Source organism: Pseudomonas sp. MIL9, assembly GCF_016887925.1.
GTDB lineage: Bacteria > Pseudomonadota > Gammaproteobacteria > Pseudomonadales > Pseudomonadaceae > Aquipseudomonas > Aquipseudomonas mohnii.
In genome coordinates, this window is record NZ_JAFEHE010000003.1 from 141,504 (window position 1) to 160,044 (window position 18,541).

Here is an 18,541-nt window from a genome sequence, read left to right on the forward strand (position 1 = left end):
ACCTTGAATACTCCTGCAAGCCCACGTTTTCCAGAGGAGTCCTCCCCATGGCTGCTAAAAAAATTCTGATGCTGGTTGGCGATTACGTCGAAGACTATGAAGTGATGGTGCCTTTCCAGGCGCTGTTGATGGTCGGCCACACGGTACACGCCGTATGTCCGGACAAAACCGCCGGCCAGACCGTGCGCACCGCGATCCATGACTTCGAAGGCGACCAGACCTACAGCGAAAAACCCGGTCACCTGTTTGCCCTGAACTTCGACTTCGCCAAGGTTGTGGCAGCGGACTACGACGCGTTGCTGGTGCCCGGCGGTCGTGCGCCGGAGTACCTGCGGCTGAACGAAAAAATCCTGGAGCTGGTACGGGATTTCGACAAGGCCGGCAAACCGATTGCTGCCGTGTGCCACGGTGCGCAATTGCTGGCGGCGGCAGGGATTCTCGAAGGCCGTGAGTGCAGCGCTTACCCGGCCTGCGCGCCGGAAGTGCGCCTGGCCGGCGGTACGTATATCGATATCCCGGTGACGGACGGCCACGTTCAAGGCAATCTGGCCACCGCCCCGGCCTGGCCTGCCCACCCGAACTGGCTGGCGGGTTTCCTTGGGTTGCTGGGCACCAAAATCACGCTGTAACGAGGGACCTATTCATGTGCGAGCTCTACGTCAAAGCCGACCCGATTCTCTACGAATCGCGCTCCCGCTCGCTGCGCATCTGCGGAGTGGTTACCACCCTGCGGCTGGAGAATCAGTTCTGGGACATCCTCAGCGAAATCGCCGAGGTCGACGGCATGACCACCAACCAGTTGATCGCCAAGCTGTATGAAGAGGTGATGGACTACCGCGGCGAGGTGGTGAATTTCGCCTCGTTCTTGCGGGTGAGTTGTACGCGGTATTTGAGTCAGCGGCGAGGGCAGGTGCCGGAGTTGTCGGTGGTGAAGCGCTCAGTGAGTTAGGTTTTTCGGCTCAGGCGACAGATTTGCCGGGCTGGTCTTTACTCTGAAGCGCGCAACCTCTCAATCGCCAAAGGAGAAAGAGCATGTCCGGATGGTACGAAGTGAGCAAAAGCATCAGCGGGCAATTCAGGTTTGTGCTGAAGGCGGCCAATGCCGAGACCATTCTGACCAGCGAGCACTACAGCACGCGCGCCGCAGCCGATAAAGGCATCGCGGCGGTGCAGGCCAACAGCCCGCTGGATGAGCGCTACGAGAAGAAAACCACCAAGGATGGCCACCCGTATTTCAACCTCAAGGCCGCCAACCACGAGATTATCGGCAGCAGCGAGGCTTATTCTTCCGCTGCCGCGCTGGAAAAAGGCATCGCCAGCGTCAAGGCCATCGGGCCGACCAAGGTGATCAAGGACAAGACGTTGCCGGTGCTTTGAGGCACTTGTGGGAGCGGGCAATCTCGCTCCCACAGTGGTTTTATGGGGTTGGAAATCAGCGCAAAGTGTTCAGCAGCCCCTGGAGCTGATCGCGTCCTGCCTCACTCAACGGAAAAACCGGTAACCGCGGATCGCCCGATTCCAGCCCGGTGGCACGCAACCCAGCCTTGATGGTCGCCGGCAGGCCACCCTTGAGAATGAAGTCCAGCAAGGGCAACTGGCGATAGAACAGCTCGCGCGCCTTGCTCAAGTCGTTTTCCAGCACCGCCTGATACAGGTCGAGGTTGAGCTGCGGGATCAGGTTCGGTGCCGCCGTGCACCAGCCTTTGGCCCCGGCGGCAAACGCTTCCAGCGCCAGCGGGTTGCAACCGTTGTAAAACGGCACCTGACCTTCGCCCAGGCGTTGCAGTTGATGCATGCGCTGGATGTCGCCGGTGCTCTCCTTGACCATGGTCACGTTTTCCACGCCTTTGACGATGCGCAAAATCAGGTCCACCGACATGTCGGTGCCGCTGGTGGCCGGGTTGTTGTAGAGCATGATCGGCACACCGATGCTGTCGCCGATGGCGCGGTAGTGGGCGAGGATTTCCGCTTCGCTGAGTTTCCAGTAGGCGGTTGGCAACACCATCACCGCATCGGCACCCTGGGCTTCGGCGAAACGTGCGCGGCGCACTGCTTTGGCAGTGGTCAGGTCGGACACGCTGACGATGGTCGGCAGGCGTTTGGCCACTTGCCTGATACTGAATTCGGCGACTTGATCCCACTCTGCGTCGCTCAGGTAGGCGCCTTCCCCGGTGCTGCCCAGTGGTGCGATGGCATGCACGCCGCTGTCGATCAAACGGTCGATGGAGCGCCCGAGCGCGCCGAGGTCGACACTTTCACCCTTGGCGGTGAAAGGCGTGATGGTGTAGCCGATGATGCCGTGAATGGTTGTGCTCGACATGGTGTCTCTCCGTAATAAAAGGTCGGGGTTCAGTTCAGGCAATCGGCGTGTTGACGCAGGTTCTGCCGGGCGTAGTAGTTGAAAGCGGCGGCGTGTCGCTTGGGCCGGGCGATCCAGTCATGGGCTTCTCGGCCCAGCTCGGGGATGATCGGCTTGATGGTCCCGGCACTCATTGCCAGCAGTTGCAGCCTGGCGGCGCGTTCGATCAGTTGGGCAATCACACAGGCTTCCTCGATGGTGCCGCCGGTGGACAGTTGGCCGTGGTGGGAAAGCAGGATCGCCCTTTTGTCGCCCAGGGCCCCGGCAATCAACTCGCCTTCTTCATTACCGACCGGCACACCAGGCCAGCCTTCGAGAAACGCGCAGTCGTCGTAGAGCGGGCAGAGGTCCATGTGGGAAATCTGCAGCGGCACTTCCAGCATCGACAAGGCCGCAACGTGGGTCGGGTGGGTGTGAATGATGCAGTTCACATCCGGCCGGGCGCGGTACACCCAACTGTGGAAACGGTTGGCCGGATTGGGCATGCCATGGCCGGCAAGCACGTCCAGGTCTTCATTGACCAGCAGCAGGTTGCTCGCGGTGATTTCGTCAAAACCCAGGCCCAGTTGTTGAGTGTAATAGGTGCCTGGCTGCGGGCCGCGGGCGGTGATTTGCCCGGCCAGTCCGGAATCATGGCCGTTCTCGAACAGAATGCGGCACGTCAGGGCCAGCTTTTGCCGGTCGGTCCACGTATTATCCGCGAGGGTGTTTTGCATCTGGGTCAGCGCTTGCTTGACCAGTTGCTCTTTGGGCAGTGCTAAGGTCTTGGCCATATCGGTGTCCTTTGGGGTGATTCATGCAGATGACACTAAAGAGGCTATATGACACTTTGTGTCATAGGCAAGGACAAATCGTCGGCTCCTTGATGGATTAATCGCTCCACATGTCTATCCGTTTGAAATTACTCAGAAAAAAACTTGGCGTGACACTCGAATCCTTGGCCGAAAAATCCGGTATGACCAAGAGCTATCTGTCGAAAGTCGAGCGCGGGCTGAACACGCCGTCGATCGCGGCTGCCCTGAAACTGGCCAAGGCGCTGAACGTGAAGGTCGAGGAGTTGTTTTCCGAGGACAAGGTCAGCCTCGACAGCTACAGCCTGGTGCGCAGCCATGAGCGCCAGTCCCTGGCGGCCAACGATCAAAGTCCTGGCTACGCGGTGCTGGCCCATCAGGTCAGTGAACGCAGCCTGCTGCCATTCATCATTTATCCGCCCGCCGAATTCACCGACAAAGCCTTCAAGGAACACACCGGGGAGGAGTTTCTGTTCGTCCACGAGGGGCAGGTGGAAGTGGACTTCATGAACGAGCGAGTACTGCTCGATCGCGGCGACGCGCTGCACTTCAACGCGCAAAAACCGCACCGGATCCGGTCAGTGGGAGAGGTTCAGGCGCAGTTGCTGGTGGTGGTGCACAGCAACGAGGAATGAGTCCTGGCGCTTTTGTGGCGAGGGCGCTTGCTCCCTCGCCACCGGTCAGGGTCTGGCCTCAGACTTCGACCGGAACGGTCAGTTTCGGGCTACCCAGTGCATGAGTCTTCGAGTCAAAAAAGCGCAACTCAACACCCGTCCCCTCAAACACCTTCGCGTAATAGCGCTTCTGATGCTGGATAAACGCCTTGCTGCGCGGATAGATCGAGATCGCCACCACCTGCGGTTTCGCCTGACGCAAGGCGTGCACGATGTGGCTGTCCTGCTCACCCAGGGCATGGCCGAAAATGCACAAGCCTTCGCCATGACCCAGTAACTGGTCGTAGCAGAACGACAGATAATCCGAGCTGCGAATGGTCTTGAGCTTGTCCGCGCTCGGCCCTTCGTTGACGAACAGCGGTACGTCGTCGAGGGTCTTGATCGTATTGTTGATCGCGAAATTACCCAGCAATGTGCCCTCGGTCGACATCAGCTTGCGCGCCGTGCCGTCCTGATTGCGCACCAGGTGCAGGCCACCGTGCAGGTACAGCAAGCGGGTTTTGTCGGTGGCGGTGGCGCTGAGGTCGAAGCCGGGCTCGTCACCCTGGAACAGATCGGTGATCGCCTGCGGCGAGTGCTGGATCGCCCAGTAGTTGAGCAGATCGTAGTTGGTGGTGAATACCGTGCGGTAGCGGGTCAGCTCCTGATTGATCGACGCCAGGGTCGAGGCCTGGACCAACCGCCACGGGATATGCACCGCGTGCACGGTGTTGATCAAGGCTTCCTTGATCGCGTAGTAACGATTGCGCGGGGCGGCGGAGCTGACGGCCAGGGCCTTGTTGACCCGGCTGGTGGTTTTCAGCGCGCTGAGCACTTGTTCGAAACTGCGGGTTTGCAGCGCATCGAACACACTCAATTCCGATTGGCTCAGGGGTTTTTCTTCGACGGTGCGGGCGTTCTCGAACAGCGAGTCGTAGCCGAAATCGTCCCACACGGCGCGGCTGGCGCCGTTGCCCACCAGCAAGCCGGCGAACGCAGCGCTTGAGCGCAAGGCGTTCCAGTCTTCAAGTTGGGCGTCGACATCCTGTAAATCGGTCATTGCGTTTGTCGTCTCGAAGCAAAAGGTCTGATGGGCGGCGACTTTATCACGACCGGGCGTTGAGCCAGATCAACATGCAGTAGTGGCGACGAGTCGATCCTGAGCGCCTTCAGAGGATCGGTGCTGCCGGTCTGCCCCTCGTCAGGAGACTCGCGCATGAGTAGTACGTTTTTTATCCCCGCCGTGAACATCATGGGCATCGGTTGCCTGGACGAAGCCATGGATGCCATCCGCCAGTACGGTTTTCGCAAAGCATTCATCGTCACCGACGCCGGGCTGGCGAAGGCCGGCGTGGCGAGCATGATTGCCGGGAAACTGGCGCTGCAGGACATCGATTCGGTGATCTTCGACGGCGCCAAACCCAACCCCAGCATCGCCAACGTCGAGCACGGCCTGGGTCTGCTCAAGGAGACCCGTTGTGACTTCGTGGTGTCCCTGGGCGGGGGCTCGCCCCACGACTGTGCCAAGGGGATCGCCCTGTGCGCGACCAACGGCGGGCAGATTCGCGACTACGAGGGCGTCGATCGGTCCACTAAACCGCAACTGCCGTTGATTGCCATCAACACCACGGCCGGCACGGCCAGCGAAATGACCCGGTTCTGCATCATCACCGACGAGCAGCGGCACGTGAAAATGGCCATTGTCGATCGCAACGTCACGCCGTTGCTGTCGGTCAACGATCCGGACCTGATGATCGCCATGCCCAAGGGCCTGACGGCCGCCACCGGCATGGATGCCCTGACCCACGCCATCGAAGCCTACGTGTCCACCGCAGCCACTCCGATCACCGATGCCTGCGCCCTGAAGGCCATCACCCTGATCAGCCATAACCTGCGCCGGGTGGTCCAGGACGGGGAAGACCTCGGGGCGCGGGAAAACATGGCATACGCGCAGTTTCTGGCGGGCATGGCGTTCAACAATGCGTCCCTGGGCTTCGTGCATGCCATGGCCCACCAGTTGGGTGGCTTCTACGACTTGCCCCATGGCGTGTGCAACGCAGTGCTGTTGCCCCACGTGCAAAGCTTCAATGCCCAGGTCTGCGCCGTTCGCCTGACCGACGTGGCCCACGCCATGGGCGCCGACATTCGCGGATTCAGCCCGGAAGAGGGCGCCCAGGCGGCCATCGAGGCCATCCGCCGCCTTGCACACGATGTGGACATCCCCGCCGGTTTGCGTGAGCTCGGCGTTCGGCTCAACGACATTCCGACCCTGGCCAGCAACGCCCTGAAAGATGCATGCGGCGTAACCAACCCCCGGGCGGCGGATCAGCGGCAGATCGAAGAGATTTTCCGCAGCGCGTTCTAGGCGTTTTGACGGCCGGGCGCGAGCCTCGTGCCCGAGGCCGGCGACGTGCGTAGGCGTGGTGCATGTTTCCCCTCAGCGTGAGCTTGTGGCGGCCCTTTAACCCACGGCCGCCAGTGCTTTGTCATGCGACCCACTGAACTGAATCAACACCACACCCGCGATCAGCATCACGACGCCCAATACCCGCGGCAAGCTCACCTGCCGCTGCACCAACCCAAACCACCCAAAGTGATCCAGCACCAATGACGCGACCACTTGCCCGGCCAGCGCCAAGGCCATGAACCCCGAGGCGCCGAGTTTGGGCAGCAGTACCAGGGCCAGGGAAATGAAGCAGACCCCGAACGCACCGCCGGCCCACATCCAAAGGGGCGACTTGCTGATGAACGCCACTGATGGCAACGGCACGCGCATCGCCAGCATGATCGGCAGCAACACGAGGATACTCACCAGCAACGAGGCCAAGGTGGCCCATAACGGATGCCCCAGGCCCCGTCCAAGGTTCGCGTTGATCGCACTCTGAAAAGGCACCACCGCCCCGGCAATCACGGCCAGCAATAACAGGCCGATCCCATGCAACGTACTCATGATCATTCTCCAGCAGGTTTTGCTGGACTCTAGGGTATTCGTCGCGCAGATTTAAATTCCGTTTTGCTATCCAGAACATGCATCAAATGAATGATCTGCGCCGCATCGATCTCAATTTACTGGTGATTCTCGACGCCTTGCTCAGCGAGCAACACGTCACCCGGGCGGCTGAACGTCTGCACCTGAGTCAGCCGGCCGTCAGCCATGCTCTGGCGCGTTTGCGCGATCTGCTGGGCGATCCGCTGTTGGTGCGGGCAGGCGCCGGCCTGGTGCCGACCTCGCGGGCGCTGGAGCTGATGGCGCCGTTGACCGAAGCCCTGGCTCAGGTGCAATCGCTGCTGGCGCCCAATGCCTTTGATCCGGCGACCACCCGGCGCACCTTTCGCCTGGCCATGTCCGATTACGGTGCCGCCATCGTCCTGCCTGGCCTGATCCGCACGTTGCGCAGAGAGGCTCCGGGTATCGATCTGCAAATCAGTCACGCCAGCCGCGAAGGCATGCTCGACGGGATACTCAACGGTGACATCGACATCGCCGTCGGTGTGTTCCCGGAAATGCCCAACGAACTGCGCAGCACCCCGCTGTTCGAAGAGCACTACGCTTGCCTGGTGGATCGCGACCGTTTGCCGGCCGACGCTACCCTCGACCTGCCAACCTATCTGGCGCGCCCCCACGTTTTGCTGGAAATGCGCGGCAGTGGCACGCCGGAAATCGAGCGCGCCCTGACCGCGCTGCATGAACGGCGGCGCGTGGCGGTCAGCCTGCCGCACTGGAATGTCGCCCCGCAGTTGATCAGTGGCACGGATTTGATTCTGACCGTTGCCTCCCGCGGTTTGCGCGACCTCGACGAGGCGTCGCTGATCGTCGTGCCTCCACCGTTTCATATTCCGTCGTTTACCTTTGTGTTGGCGTGGCACCAGCGGCGGGGCGGGGATCAGGCGTTGAACTGGCTGAATCAACGAATCGCGGAGGGGATAAAACGCTGATGAAGTTCTTCGACGATCAGTCAATCAATGCCCAATGAGCTGATATAGACTGGCGCCCATTCGCCAAACAGTTCAAAAGGACTTCCCATGACCCCGTCGCTGTTAATGGCCGTTGTTGCCTCGGGTTTTATTTACGGGATTACGCCAGGCCCCGGCGTGCTGGCCGTATTCGGCATCGGCGCGGCCCATGGGCGACGGGCCGGGGCGGGGTTTCTCTGCGGGCATTTGCTGGGGGACGTGGTCTGGTGCGGCACTGCGCTGGTGGCGATTGTCGGGGCGCGGGAAATCGGCAGCACGGCGTTCGATGTGCTGGGCGTGCTCAGCGGTCTCTACCTGTTCTGGCTCGGCTGGCGTGCGGTGCGGGCGCGTCGCAGCAGTGCCCAGGCGCCGCAAGGGCCGGCGCGCCAGCCGTTCTGGCATGGCATCCTGTTTGGCCTGACCAATCCGAAGGCTTACCCGGTGGCCGTGGCCACGTTTACCGCCTTGTTGTCGAGCCGAGCAGAGTTGCTGACCTGGTCGATGCTGCCGTGGCTGATCCTGCTGAGTTTCGTGGGTGGCCTTATCGCCTACGCTATTCTCATTGGCGTCGTCGGTGCGCGGCGGGTGCGCACCTTGTATCAGCGCCATGAACTGGCCATCACCCGGCTTTGCGGGTTAATGTTCATCGGTTTCGCCATCAACGCCCTGGTACATGCCGTGCCGGGCCTGGTGACGAACAAGGCTTGAAGCCGGGTGCACGGAGGCCTCGGTGACACAGGATTTAACGGTCAGGGATGTTTTTTTATTGCCGCATTGTCCGGACATGCATTCAGCGCCATGACCACCAGAAATTCCGCGCCGCTGGCGAGCTACATCGATCTCTTGCTGGACGCCGTTTGCGCGGTCGACAAACAAGGTCGCTTCGTTTTTGTCAGTGCCGCCTGCCAGCGCATTTTCGGCTACAGCCCTGAAGAGTTGATCGGTCGACCGATGATCGACATGGTGCACCCGGCCGATCGTCAGCGCACCCTGGACGCCGCCCGGGAGATCATGGGCGGTGAGCCCCGGCTCAATTTCGAAAACCGCTACCTGCGCAAGGATGGCCGGGTGGCGCACATCCTCTGGTCGGCACGCTGGTCGGAGGTCGATCAACTGCGCATCGCCGTGGCGCGTGACATTACCGAGCGCAAGCAAGCCGAGTCCCGGCAAGCAGCGCTGTATGCGATTTCCGAGGCGGCGCATGCAGCGGAAGATCTCTTGGCGCTGTTCAAGCGTATTCATCTGATCATTGGTGAATGGTTGCCAGCGCTGAATTTTTCCGTGGCGTTGTATGACGATCACTGTGCCGAGCTGAGCTTCCCCTATCACGTTGATGCCCACGAACCCGAGCAGCCCTGCACGATGACCGGGCGCCTGTGTGCCGAGGTGGTCCGCAGCGGCCAGCCGATCCTGCTGACCCCGGATCAGGACGATCGACCTGCGGGGTTCGAGAGGCAAGAGAGCGCACAGAACACACCGTGCTGGCTCGGCGTGCCGCTGAACTCGCAAAACGGCACCATTGGCGCACTGATCGTCAAAAGCATGCCGGGCAGTGAGCGCTACACCGAGCAGGATAAAGAATTGTTGCAGTACGTCTGCGCGCAGGTCGCGACCGCGATCGAGCGCAAGCAATTGCACGCGCGCCTGGAGCGCATGGCCCAGTACGACCAACTGACGCAACTGCCTAACCGCGAATTGCTGCGCGACCGGCTCAAGACTGCGTTGGAAGCGGCGCGTGACGACTGCGGACGCTTGGCTTTGCTGTATGTCGATCTTGACCGCTTCAAGGAGGTCAACGACACCCACGGGCATGCGGTTGGCGACATGTTGCTGCAAACCGTGGCCAATCGGCTCAAGGGCTGCGTGCGTGAAACCGACACGGTGGCGCGTATTGGCGGCGATGAGTTTGTGGTGTTGTTACACAGCATTCACGCTTCGGGAGATGCCGACGGCGTGGCCGTGAAAATCCGTCAGGTCCTGGCTCAACCCCTGCGCCTGGACGGCCATAGCTTCAACATTCAGCCAAGCATCGGCGTTGCCCAATACCCCGAGCATGGCACGGAAGAAAAGCAGTTGTTCAGGCACGCCGATGAGGCGATGTACACCGCCAAGCGCGAGCATCACCTGCGGCTCGTCTGAATCACGCGCACCGTTCGTCGTGGCCTCGACGTTTTTTTCTAAACCTTTTGTATCGCGCCCATTCAGATTCTATGCGGGCGCCAGCTCGCCGCGATCATCACCAAGAGGTAGAGAATCATGCCTAATTCAAGAAACTCGAACTCGGGAAATTTCGCCAACGATCGAACCAAGGCGTCTGAAGCCGGTCGCAAGGGTGGGAAAACCACCACCACGACTGTCGATAAAGAGCCAGCGAAACCCGACATGGGCCGCAAGCCCGGACAGAAATCCAAGTAGTGGATGAAGGTGGTTTTGATTGAGAAGCGGGGGCGAAAGCTCCCGTTTTGAATGTTTACTGAGGAGGGCGCGACCATGAAGCGGATGGCCACCCAAATACGCTACACCGGTTTCGCCACGTTACTGGGCCTGTGCGCCAGCAGTGCCTTCGCCCAGTCCCCCGCCGAGTTCATCAACGATGCGTCGGCCCAGGGCATCGCCGATATCGAAACCAGTCGTCTGGCGCACCAGAAGTCGGAATCCAAAGAGGTCAAGGACTACACCATTGTCGTGATCAACGACCGCACCACTGCCAACCAGCACCTGGCGAAAATCGCCAAACAGCTGGATTTGCCGGTGGCCCCGCGTGAACAGGTGGTCGATAAGGCCAAGGCCTTGATGCCGCAAGTCATGGACGGCGCGAACTTCGATGAGGCCTATGCGGCCAGTCAGGTGAAGTCCACCGAAGAAGCCATCGCACAGCTTCAGCAGGAAGCGCAAACCACGGATGTGCCTGAGATCAAGGCGTTCGCTGAAGAGACGTTGCCCAAGTTGCAACATCACCTGCAGATGGCCAGGGCATTGCAAGCCAGTCGTTAGATCGTTCGATCACGCGGGCGACCCAGTGCCGCCCGCGCAGTGGCCTTCAGCACTTGTTCAAATCCTGTTTGTCTTTGTCTTTGTCTTCGACGACAGTGCCGTCAAGGGAGATGGTTTCGCCCTCGCCAAGTTGCCGATACTGCTTTCTCAGCGCTTCCAGCTCCTTGAGATCCAGCGCTTCGAGCCCCAGCATCGCGTTCTGCGCCTCCTTCGTCACCCGCAACAACTCATCGACTTTCAAATGCAGAATGTCCGTATCGCGGTTTTGCGTGTTCTGGATCAGGAACACCATCAGGAAGGTGATGATGGTGGTCGAGGTGTTGATGATCAGTTGCCAGGTATCGTTGAAGTGAAAGATCGGCCCGCTCAGTCCCCACAGGAAAATCAGAATGATCGCCCCCATGAACGTCTTGGGACTGCCGGTCCACAGGGCAAGTTTCTGGGCGATTTTTGCGAACTTCATGGCCGTTTTCCTTATTCTGAGAGCGCTTGAATTTCAGACAGTGGGGGCGCGATGAAAATTCGACCGGAGTGGCGGTGTGCCTGAAAAGGCTGTTTTTTGAAACCTTTGGTCTCGCCTGTCGCGGTATCGTAGCGGTCCGAGGACAACGCACCGACAGGAGAACGCAATGAGTTGGTCCGCCAAACAGTACGTCGCTTTTGAAGATGAACGCACCCGTCCCGCCCGTGACCTGCTGGCGGCTATTCCCGCCGGTGATGTGCGCTCGGCGATCGATATCGGATGTGGCCCCGGCAACTCGACCGAGTTGCTGGTGGAACGCTTTGCCAACGCCACGGTGCGCGGGCTGGACAGTTCGACCGACATGATCGAGGCCGCCCGCAAGCGTTTGCCGCAGGTGCGGTTCGATATCGCGGACATTGATCGCTGGAACGAAACTGGCCCATTCGATGTGATTTTCGCCAATGCGGTGTTGCAGTGGCTGCCTGATCACGCCACGTTGCTGCCTTCATTGGTGAGCAAACTTGCACCGGGTGGCAGCCTGGCGATCCAGATGCCGGACAATCTCAATGAACCCTCCCATCGCTTGATGCGCGAAGTGGCGGCGAGTGGTCCCTGGGCTAGCAAACTGACCGGCGCGGCCGGGCAACGCACGCAGATGGCCGATGCCAGCGGCTACTACTCAATGCTCAAACCGCACTGCGCCCGGGTCGATGTGTGGCGCACCACGTATCATCATCCACTCGCAGGCGGTGCCTCGGGTGTGGTCGAGTGGTTCAAGGGCAGTGGCTTGCGGCCGTTTCTCGATCCACTGGATGAGGCGGAACGGGCTGAATATCTGAAGCTGTATCTGGCCGCCGTCGAGCAGGCTTATCCGGCGCAGGCCGATGGTTCGGTGCTGCTGCCGTTTCCGCGGTTGTTTCTGGTGGCGACGCGCTGATGAAAGAAAGGGGGTAGATGACGCATCTGCCCCCTTTTTTTGATCGCCTGGAAACATCACTGCGGTTTGCTTCTCTTCGAGCGTCTGGCGCTCAAGTACTCAAAAACAAACGAAGCAAAGCCGAACAACCCGATCAATGAAATGATCATGATTCCCAACTCTGAATTTTGCATGTTGATCTCGGGGGCGGAAGGTGAGCCCGGAGCATAAGGTATCTGCCAGCGGGTTCAACGCAGCGCTATGGCTTCTTTACGGGCGAGCGCGGATCTATATGCAAACAATACGAGTGCCGGGCCGGCAAGGTCTGTTTAACGCTGAACAGCAACCAGCAACATCATCGGCCGTTCGCGTTCTTCGGCCAGTCGGTTGGTCACGCGTTCGCCCGCCATTCAGTGCTGAAGCACCTGAACCCGATCATGAGCGGGCCTTCACGGTGACTATTCTGGTCGGGCCGCTCTGCTGCGGGTCATATGGATGAGCGCTGATCTGCGACCATCCAGAGACGTTCGCTCTTCGACAGCAAAGGGCAAGAAGCCGAGTTTTGGATAAAGCAGTAAGCCAGCGGTATTTTCATTGAAACACGAGATCTGCACCTCGGTGGCGTCATAGCGCTCGAACGCCAGAGCCGTCATCGTCTCCACGATGAAGGTCGCCACACCTTTACCTCGTGCCTGCTGGGCAACGATGACATTGCCGATACAGCAAACCCCACCCGTTTCAGCCCGATAAAAGTTGGCAAAGCCAACGATGCTGTTCCCGGCCTCGACAATCGTCGAGTCGAATCGCTGGGTAATCGCGTTAGACAGCTGGGCTTCCGTCAGAGGGTATTGAGCTTTCGGGAACATATAAAACAGTTCCTGAGCATCAAGGGGAAAGCTGCAGATGGTTTTGATGTCAGCAGCCGTCACTGGCCTGTGTTGCAATATCATCGCGCGTCCTTGAGGTCTATGCATTCGGCCAAGTTAGTTTGAATGCAAAAGGGCTTGTTCAAAAGCCCCTTTCATTTGTGGACTACGCGTGTAATGCCGGCATCGAGTTTTTAATTATTTCTGAAATGATAGGAACAGGTGTCATCAGATGCTCCCTCATCAGGGCGCTCGCCTTTACCGCATCGCGAGCAAGGATTGCGTCAACGAGGGTTGCATGCTCGACCCTTTTTTGACGAAGTGCCTCTTCGGAAAAGACAGTGCTTTTGAGCCACAGGTGCCTGTACCTCTCAGCCTGGTCCAGCAGTTGCGATCTTAGTTGCAGCAGATGCTTGGATCCGCACCCGGAGGCTATCGCACTATGAAACGCCTTATGTCGAGAGTCCCATATCTCGAGCATTTGCTCCTGCGTTCTGAGCTCCATGACTTTCGATAGCGTGTGAGTTCGCGCCAGGATCGAGGCTTCCCACGAGTCATCTCCTCGTTCGATCGCGAGCGTGAGGATCAGGGCTTCCAGGTTGGCGCGCGCGTCGTAGATGTCGCGCATTTCCTCCAACGACATGGGGGCTACCCGATAGCCTTTCTGGTTAATCGCAATGACCAGGTGTTCCGCGACGAGCTGAGACAAAGCCTCTCTGAGTGGGCCAACCCCAAGACCATATCGATCTTTCAGGGCGCTCATCAGCAGCTTTTGTCCAGCCGGAAATACGCCACGAATAATGTCCTTCTTGAGCCTTTCGTAACCATCGAAAGTAGATTTCTGCTTTGGCTCAAGCTCTTCCATAGCGACCACTCATCGTCAAATTTTCCTAATGATACCCACATTTCAAAAGGCTCGCCGAATGGCTACTAAATCATTTTCTATCTACGTATTTTAAAAATGTAGACATTTTTGTTTAGTGGCGATATTTTTTGGCCGTCGCTTCACCAGACGCCCTGGAAAGCGCCCACACTCACTACGCCAGGACACAGCAATGAACGCCTTCTCTCAGATCAACGCTCCGGTAATGCAACAACCCACTGAGTGCGTGGGTTTCTCTCTCAAGCCTTCTGCTCAGTCCAAGCGCTTCCTGGAGCTCACATTTCCCAAGGTCACCGTCGACGCGTTTCTCTCTGCCGTGTCCCAATGGCCAGTTCAGGCACTTGAGTACAAGTCCTTTTTGCGTTTTCAGATTGGCAAAATCCTGGACGGAATTTGTGGCGAGACGCTGCGTCCGGTTTTGGTCAACACGCTGATGGATCGGGAAACGGGTGGTCTGTTGGTGAAGCCGGAAGGGCTGAACGATGTCTCCCAGGCAGAAGACATGGTCAAGTTTTCAACCGCCGTAGCGCACCTGCTCGGGCGTTCTAATTTCGATGCGATGAGCGGGCAGTTTTATGCGCGCTTCGTCGTAGAGAACGTTGATAACTCGGACAGCTACCTGCGTGCGCCACATCGTGTGATGGAGCTGCACAACGACGGAACGTTCGTGAATCAGATCACTGACTACGTCCTGATGATGAAGATCGACGAGCAAAACATGGAAGGTGGCAACTCCTTGCTGTTGCACCTCGACGACTGGGCTGATCTGAATAAGTTCTACAAGCACCCATTGGCTCGCCGCTCCCTGCGCTGGACAGCTCCACCGAGCAAGAACGTCAAAGAGGACGTGTTTCATTCCATCTTTGATACGGATGGTGAGGGGCGCCCGACCATGCGCTACATCGATCAATTTGTTCAGCCTGAAAACTTCGAAGAGGGCACCTGGCTTTTCGAACTCGGTGAGTCGCTGGAAACCAGTCAGGCGAAGTTGTCTATTCCCGTTGCGGTGGGTTCGTTCGTGTTGATCAACAACTTGTTCTGGCTTCACGGACGCGACCGCTTCGCAGCGCATCCAGGCCTGCGTCGTGAACTGATGCGTCAACGCGGCTACTTCAGCTATCCGAAGGTGGGTCACCACCACGGCCAGACATCCAACTAATTGACGGATGGGCCGCAGGCGACTGCGGCCCGTTCCCTGTCCGCCATCCTTGTGAGGTGATAGCTGTGTACGACTTTGTAATCATTGGTGGCGGCATTGTGGGAATGTCTACAGCCATGCAAATGGCATCTGAATACCCGGATGCAAAAATTCTGTTGCTGGAAAAAGAATCGGGTCCTGCCCAGCATCAGACCGGTCATAACAGTGGGGTGATCCATGCGGGTGTTTACTACACGCCTGGCAGTCTGAAAGCCAAGTTTTGCCTGGAAGGAAACCGGGCAACGAAAGCCTTCTGTGATCAGCACGGAATTCGTTATGACGCCTGCGGCAAAATGCTTGTGGCGACGAATGAAATTGAGAAGGAACGAATGAAAGCCCTTTGGGAGCGCACTGAGGCCAATGGCCTTGAGCGTGAATGGCTTTCAGCTGCCGAGCTTCGGGAAAGAGAACCGAATATTGTCGGGTTGGCGGGAATTTTCGTCCCTTCCAGTGGCATCGTGAATTACGCCGAAGTCACTCGACAGATGGCTGCAGAGTTTACGAAAGCGGGGGGCGTCATTCGCTACAACTCTGAAGTGACGGCTCTCGATGAGCGAGCGGACGAGGTCGTGGTCACGACGTCGACCGGCATTTACCAGGCCCGTTTTCTGATTTCATGCTCAGGCCTGATGGCTGATCGGGTCGTCAGGATGCTTGGGCTCGAACCGGAGTTCCAGATTTGTCCTTTCAGGGGCGAATACTACCTGTTGCCCAAGCAACACAATCAGATCGTCAATCACTTGATCTACCCCATCCCTGATCCGTCGATGCCATTTTTGGGTGTGCATCTGACTCGTATGATTGACGGTACTGTCACCGTAGGGCCGAACGCTGTATTGGCGCTCAAGCGTGAGGGGTACAAGAAAACTGATTTCTCCCTGGGGGATATGTTTGAAATCTTCACCTCGCTCGGGGTCTTGAAGGTTTTGAAGGCAAACTTCAAACCTGGCCTGATAGAGATGAGGAATTCTCTGTTCAAGAGCGGCTATCTCAAGCAAGTGCAGAAATACTGTCCGTCGATCAATAAAGAGGATCTGACACCGTACCCCGCCGGTGTTCGTGCCCAGGCTGTTTCGAACAGCGGCAAACTGATCGATGACTTCTTGTTCGTCAATACGAAGAGGAGCGTGAATGTGTGTAACGCTCCTTCGCCAGCCGCCACCTCGGCCATTCCTATCGGCGCCTACATCGTAAGCAAGGTCAAAGAGCAAATCGGTGAGCGGGCGTTCTTCGCCGCTCCGAAGGTCGGTCCAGCGGATGCCAGGGCGTTCGTATAAATAATAAAGCCGCTAGCGATAGCGGCTTTTTTTGAGCCAGGAAAGGGCTTGGGCAAGCTCGGATCCTCAACGCGCCAGGCTCAGACAGGCAAAAACCTGAACGAACAATGCGGCGAGCAGTGGCCAAGCGTTTGGTTGATCTGTTCTGGACTCGCTGATCGGCTCCTCCGCCTCTGGGGCCGGCATCACTCCGATCTCGAATGCACCGATTGTTTCACGCATGAGAAGCCTCCTGATGGGTCAAGGCCGGCTGCATGCCTGGCGCTGCATCATATAAAATTCTAATCCATATGTATTGTCAACGATATCTGCCGTTTTTTTGATCATATCTGGCCGATTTTTTAGTGTGCTGGTTATTTGTTTGCTGCGTATATCGGGTTTTTAGCCAGCGTTTACAGGGATTTTTGCCAATCGGCCAGGGATAAAACATTTTCCTTTGACTTCAAATGTATTTGGCGGTATTTCTAGACCTGCGATGAGCGTTCGCGTTTACAAGAGCAAAAAAATGCTAGATGGCCCCCCCTTCTACGTCGCTGCCGAGAACACAAAAATACGAGGTTGCACCATGACGAATCATCCCGTGAATTCCCCGGTTGACGCTGACGCCGAGCGTCTTGCATCCCTGGGATACCAGTCTGAATTCAAACGCGATATGAGCCTTTGGGCGAACTTTGCGTTGGGCTTCACTTATCTCTCGCCGGTAGTCGGCATTTACACCCTGTTCGCCTCATCTCTGATGCTGGGCGGCCCTCCGATGATTTGGGCATTGCTCATCGCCGGTGTTGGCCAGCTTCTGGTGGCGCTAGTGTTTGGTGAGATCGTCTCCCAATTCCCGCTCGCAGGAGGTGTATACCCCTGGGCGCGTCGCCTTTGGGGTCGCAAGTGGGCATGGATGACAGGGTGGGTTTACGTGATGGCGATGTTCTCGACCATTGCAGGGGTGGCATATGGCGCAGCGCCATACACCGCTTCAGTTGTCGGGTTCGAGCCTACGGTGGGTGCAAACGTCATCTGTGCATTGGTGATCCTGGCCATTGCGACAGCCATCAACATGATGGGCACCAAGGTCTTGGCGCAGGCAGCGCTGATCGGGTTCTTCGCCGAAATAATGGGGGCGTTGGTGGTAGGCGTGTACCTGCTGGTGTTTGAGCGTCACCACGATATGAGCATTTTCTTCAATACGTTCGGTTCGGAGAGTACGGGCTCATACACCGCAGCATTCCTGGCCGCTAGCCTTATCGGTGTCTTCCAGTACTACGGATTCGAGGCCTGTGGCGATGTCGCCGAGGAAGTCCCGGAGCCCGGTCTGCGTATCCCCAAATCGATGCGTCGCACGATTTACATTGGCGGTGTTGCAGCAACCTTCGTCTGCTTTGCCCTGATTATGTCCGTGGTCGATATTGGCGCGGTTATCAATGGCACTCTTGCTGATCCAGTGTCCGCCATTCTGGCCAATGCGTTTGGCCCGGTGGGATCCACTGCAGTGCTGTGCGTCGTGCTGATCTCCTTCCTCTCTTGCGTGATGAGCCTGCAAGCTGCGGCCAGTCGACTGATCTATGCGTACGCCCGCGACAAGATGATTTTTGCCAGCGGCCTGCTTTCCAGGTTTTCTCATGAGCGTCATGTCCCGCCCTATGCCCTGTTTTTGTCGGCGCTTTTGCCTGGTGTGATTGTCGTCGGCTCGATGATTTCAGCTGATGCGCTGTTGAAGATTATTTCCTTCTCGGCGGTAGGCATCTATATCGCGTTCCAGATGGTCGTTCTTGCTGCTCTGCGAGCTCGCTTGAAAGGCTGGAAACCAAGCGGCGAGTACCAGCTTGGATCGCTTGGTTTGATCACCAACGTTGGCGCGCTCGTCTATGGGGTTGCCGCTATGGTGAACATCGGCTGGCCACGCACACCCAATGCACTTTGGTATGACAACTGGATTGTTGTGCTGTCCTCATTCGCTGTGATCGCGGTCGGCTTCCTCTATATGTGGATTGCCCGCCCTCATTTGCGCAGCGCGGCCATTTACGGAGACGCAATTCCATCAAGGGAGGCGGTTGTAACCGGCGCGGTTCGAAGAACCACCGCATAGTTTCCGACGAGATCAAAACGCTCTTTAAGAAGGGCGTTTTTTTGTTTCTGAGGGCATTCCAATGATTGGCTGTATCCAAGGTGCCGATTTCAGCTTGAAAGCCGGAA

Annotated in this window: 22 protein-coding genes; 14 read left to right on the top strand and 8 right to left on the bottom strand. The window is 58.0% G+C overall.

Translation table 11 applies throughout. From position 1 onward, the window contains the following. Positions 1-47: 47 nt before the first annotated feature. The 3 genes from JQF37_RS03905 to JQF37_RS03915 all read left to right on the top strand — a co-directional run bounded on the left by JQF37_RS03905 (position 48) and on the right by JQF37_RS03915 (position 1,377). On the top strand, positions 48-629 hold the full coding sequence (locus tag JQF37_RS03905; RefSeq protein WP_130211103.1) for a DJ-1/PfpI family protein: 582 nt from the start codon (positions 48-50) through the stop codon (positions 627-629). A gap of 14 nt (positions 630-643) precedes the next feature. Next, a complete protein-coding gene (locus tag JQF37_RS03910; protein WP_130211102.1) occupies positions 644-949 on the top strand; it encodes a ribbon-helix-helix domain-containing protein in 306 nt (101 codons plus the stop codon). Between the two features lie 83 nt (positions 950-1,032). Next, the gene (locus tag JQF37_RS03915) at positions 1,033-1,377 is read left to right on the top strand and encodes a YegP family protein (protein ID WP_130211101.1); all 345 of its coding nucleotides are present in this window, start codon (positions 1,033-1,035) and stop codon (positions 1,375-1,377) included. 55 nt (positions 1,378-1,432) lie between these two features. Here the strand turns inward: JQF37_RS03915 and JQF37_RS03920 are convergent, their stop codons facing one another. After that, positions 1,433-2,320 carry a dihydrodipicolinate synthase family protein gene (locus JQF37_RS03920; RefSeq protein WP_130211100.1) on the bottom strand — a complete coding sequence of 296 codons (888 nt, stop codon included), beginning with the start codon at positions 2,318-2,320 and terminating at the stop codon, positions 1,433-1,435. 29 nt (positions 2,321-2,349) lie between these two features. After that, positions 2,350-3,132 carry an aldolase gene (locus tag JQF37_RS03925; RefSeq protein ID WP_130211099.1) on the bottom strand — a complete coding sequence of 261 codons (783 nt, stop codon included), beginning with the start codon at positions 3,130-3,132 and terminating at the stop codon, positions 2,350-2,352. 110 nt (positions 3,133-3,242) lie between these two features. Between JQF37_RS03925 and JQF37_RS03930 the strand changes: the two genes are divergently transcribed. After that, positions 3,243-3,785 carry an XRE family transcriptional regulator gene (locus tag JQF37_RS03930; protein ID WP_130211098.1) on the top strand — a complete coding sequence of 181 codons (543 nt, stop codon included), beginning with the start codon at positions 3,243-3,245 and terminating at the stop codon, positions 3,783-3,785. A 58-nt stretch (positions 3,786-3,843) separates the two neighbouring features. Here the strand turns inward: JQF37_RS03930 and JQF37_RS03935 are convergent, their stop codons facing one another. Next, a complete protein-coding gene (locus JQF37_RS03935; RefSeq protein ID WP_130211097.1) occupies positions 3,844-4,863 on the bottom strand; it encodes a DUF4917 family protein in 1,020 nt (339 codons plus the stop codon). A 156-nt stretch (positions 4,864-5,019) separates the two neighbouring features. Here JQF37_RS03935 and yiaY point away from each other — a divergent pair, with 156 nt between their 5' ends. Continuing rightward, positions 5,020-6,168: an L-threonine dehydrogenase gene (gene yiaY, locus JQF37_RS03940; RefSeq protein WP_130211096.1), complete on the top strand. Its 1,149-nt coding sequence runs from the start codon at positions 5,020-5,022 to the stop codon at positions 6,166-6,168. A 96-nt stretch (positions 6,169-6,264) separates the two neighbouring features. On the opposite strand, the gene JQF37_RS03945 is transcribed toward yiaY, so the two are convergent. Beyond that, positions 6,265-6,753, bottom strand: a complete 489-nt coding sequence (locus JQF37_RS03945; protein WP_204149541.1) for a DMT family transporter — start codon at positions 6,751-6,753, stop codon at positions 6,265-6,267. 77 nt (positions 6,754-6,830) lie between these two features. Between JQF37_RS03945 and JQF37_RS03950 the strand changes: the two genes are divergently transcribed. The 5 genes from JQF37_RS03950 to JQF37_RS03970 all read left to right on the top strand — a co-directional run bounded on the left by JQF37_RS03950 (position 6,831) and on the right by JQF37_RS03970 (position 10,751). Next, positions 6,831-7,739, top strand: a complete 909-nt coding sequence (locus JQF37_RS03950) for a LysR family transcriptional regulator (protein ID WP_130211094.1) — start codon at positions 6,831-6,833, stop codon at positions 7,737-7,739. Between the two features lie 87 nt (positions 7,740-7,826). Continuing rightward, entirely contained in the window at positions 7,827-8,465 is a 639-nt protein-coding gene (locus JQF37_RS03955; protein WP_130211093.1) for a LysE family translocator, read from the top strand. 90 nt (positions 8,466-8,555) lie between these two features. Continuing rightward, positions 8,556-9,896 carry a sensor domain-containing diguanylate cyclase gene (locus JQF37_RS03960; RefSeq protein WP_204149542.1) on the top strand — a complete coding sequence of 447 codons (1,341 nt, stop codon included), beginning with the start codon at positions 8,556-8,558 and terminating at the stop codon, positions 9,894-9,896. 117 nt (positions 9,897-10,013) lie between these two features. Continuing rightward, positions 10,014-10,172 carry a KGG domain-containing protein gene (locus JQF37_RS03965; RefSeq protein ID WP_007976786.1) on the top strand — a complete coding sequence of 53 codons (159 nt, stop codon included), beginning with the start codon at positions 10,014-10,016 and terminating at the stop codon, positions 10,170-10,172. Between the two features lie 75 nt (positions 10,173-10,247). Beyond that, positions 10,248-10,751, top strand: coding sequence for a DUF4142 domain-containing protein (locus JQF37_RS03970; protein ID WP_130211091.1), 504 nt, complete (start codon positions 10,248-10,250; stop codon positions 10,749-10,751). Between the two features lie 46 nt (positions 10,752-10,797). Here the strand turns inward: JQF37_RS03970 and JQF37_RS03975 are convergent, their stop codons facing one another. Continuing rightward, the gene (locus JQF37_RS03975; protein WP_130211090.1) at positions 10,798-11,214 is read right to left on the bottom strand and encodes a low affinity iron permease family protein; all 417 of its coding nucleotides are present in this window, start codon (positions 11,212-11,214) and stop codon (positions 10,798-10,800) included. A 166-nt stretch (positions 11,215-11,380) separates the two neighbouring features. Here JQF37_RS03975 and tam point away from each other — a divergent pair, with 166 nt between their 5' ends. Continuing rightward, positions 11,381-12,151 carry a trans-aconitate 2-methyltransferase gene (tam, locus tag JQF37_RS03980; RefSeq protein WP_130211089.1) on the top strand — a complete coding sequence of 257 codons (771 nt, stop codon included), beginning with the start codon at positions 11,381-11,383 and terminating at the stop codon, positions 12,149-12,151. A 437-nt stretch (positions 12,152-12,588) separates the two neighbouring features. Here tam and JQF37_RS03985 read toward each other — a convergent pair whose 3' ends face one another. Both JQF37_RS03985 and csiR read right to left on the bottom strand, forming a co-directional pair. Continuing rightward, positions 12,589-13,080: a GNAT family protein gene (locus JQF37_RS03985; protein WP_130211088.1), complete on the bottom strand. Its 492-nt coding sequence runs from the start codon at positions 13,078-13,080 to the stop codon at positions 12,589-12,591. A gap of 82 nt (positions 13,081-13,162) precedes the next feature. After that, positions 13,163-13,861, bottom strand: coding sequence for a DNA-binding transcriptional regulator CsiR (gene csiR, locus JQF37_RS03990; RefSeq protein ID WP_130211087.1), 699 nt, complete (start codon positions 13,859-13,861; stop codon positions 13,163-13,165). A gap of 190 nt (positions 13,862-14,051) precedes the next feature. On the opposite strand from csiR, the gene glaH reads away from it, so the two are divergent. Both glaH and lhgO read left to right on the top strand, forming a co-directional pair. Further along, positions 14,052-15,038, top strand: coding sequence for a glutarate dioxygenase GlaH (gene glaH / locus JQF37_RS03995; RefSeq protein WP_103406592.1), 987 nt, complete (start codon positions 14,052-14,054; stop codon positions 15,036-15,038). 65 nt (positions 15,039-15,103) lie between these two features. Continuing rightward, entirely contained in the window at positions 15,104-16,354 is a 1,251-nt protein-coding gene (gene lhgO / locus JQF37_RS04000; RefSeq protein ID WP_130211086.1) for an L-2-hydroxyglutarate oxidase, read from the top strand. A gap of 66 nt (positions 16,355-16,420) precedes the next feature. Here the strand turns inward: lhgO and JQF37_RS04005 are convergent, their stop codons facing one another. Next, the gene (locus JQF37_RS04005) at positions 16,421-16,576 is read right to left on the bottom strand and encodes a hypothetical protein (RefSeq protein ID WP_189340501.1); all 156 of its coding nucleotides are present in this window, start codon (positions 16,574-16,576) and stop codon (positions 16,421-16,423) included. A gap of 343 nt (positions 16,577-16,919) precedes the next feature. Between JQF37_RS04005 and JQF37_RS04010 the strand changes: the two genes are divergently transcribed. Next, positions 16,920-18,434, top strand: coding sequence for an amino acid permease (locus tag JQF37_RS04010; protein ID WP_130211085.1), 1,515 nt, complete (start codon positions 16,920-16,922; stop codon positions 18,432-18,434). Positions 18,435-18,541 lie beyond the last annotated feature (107 nt).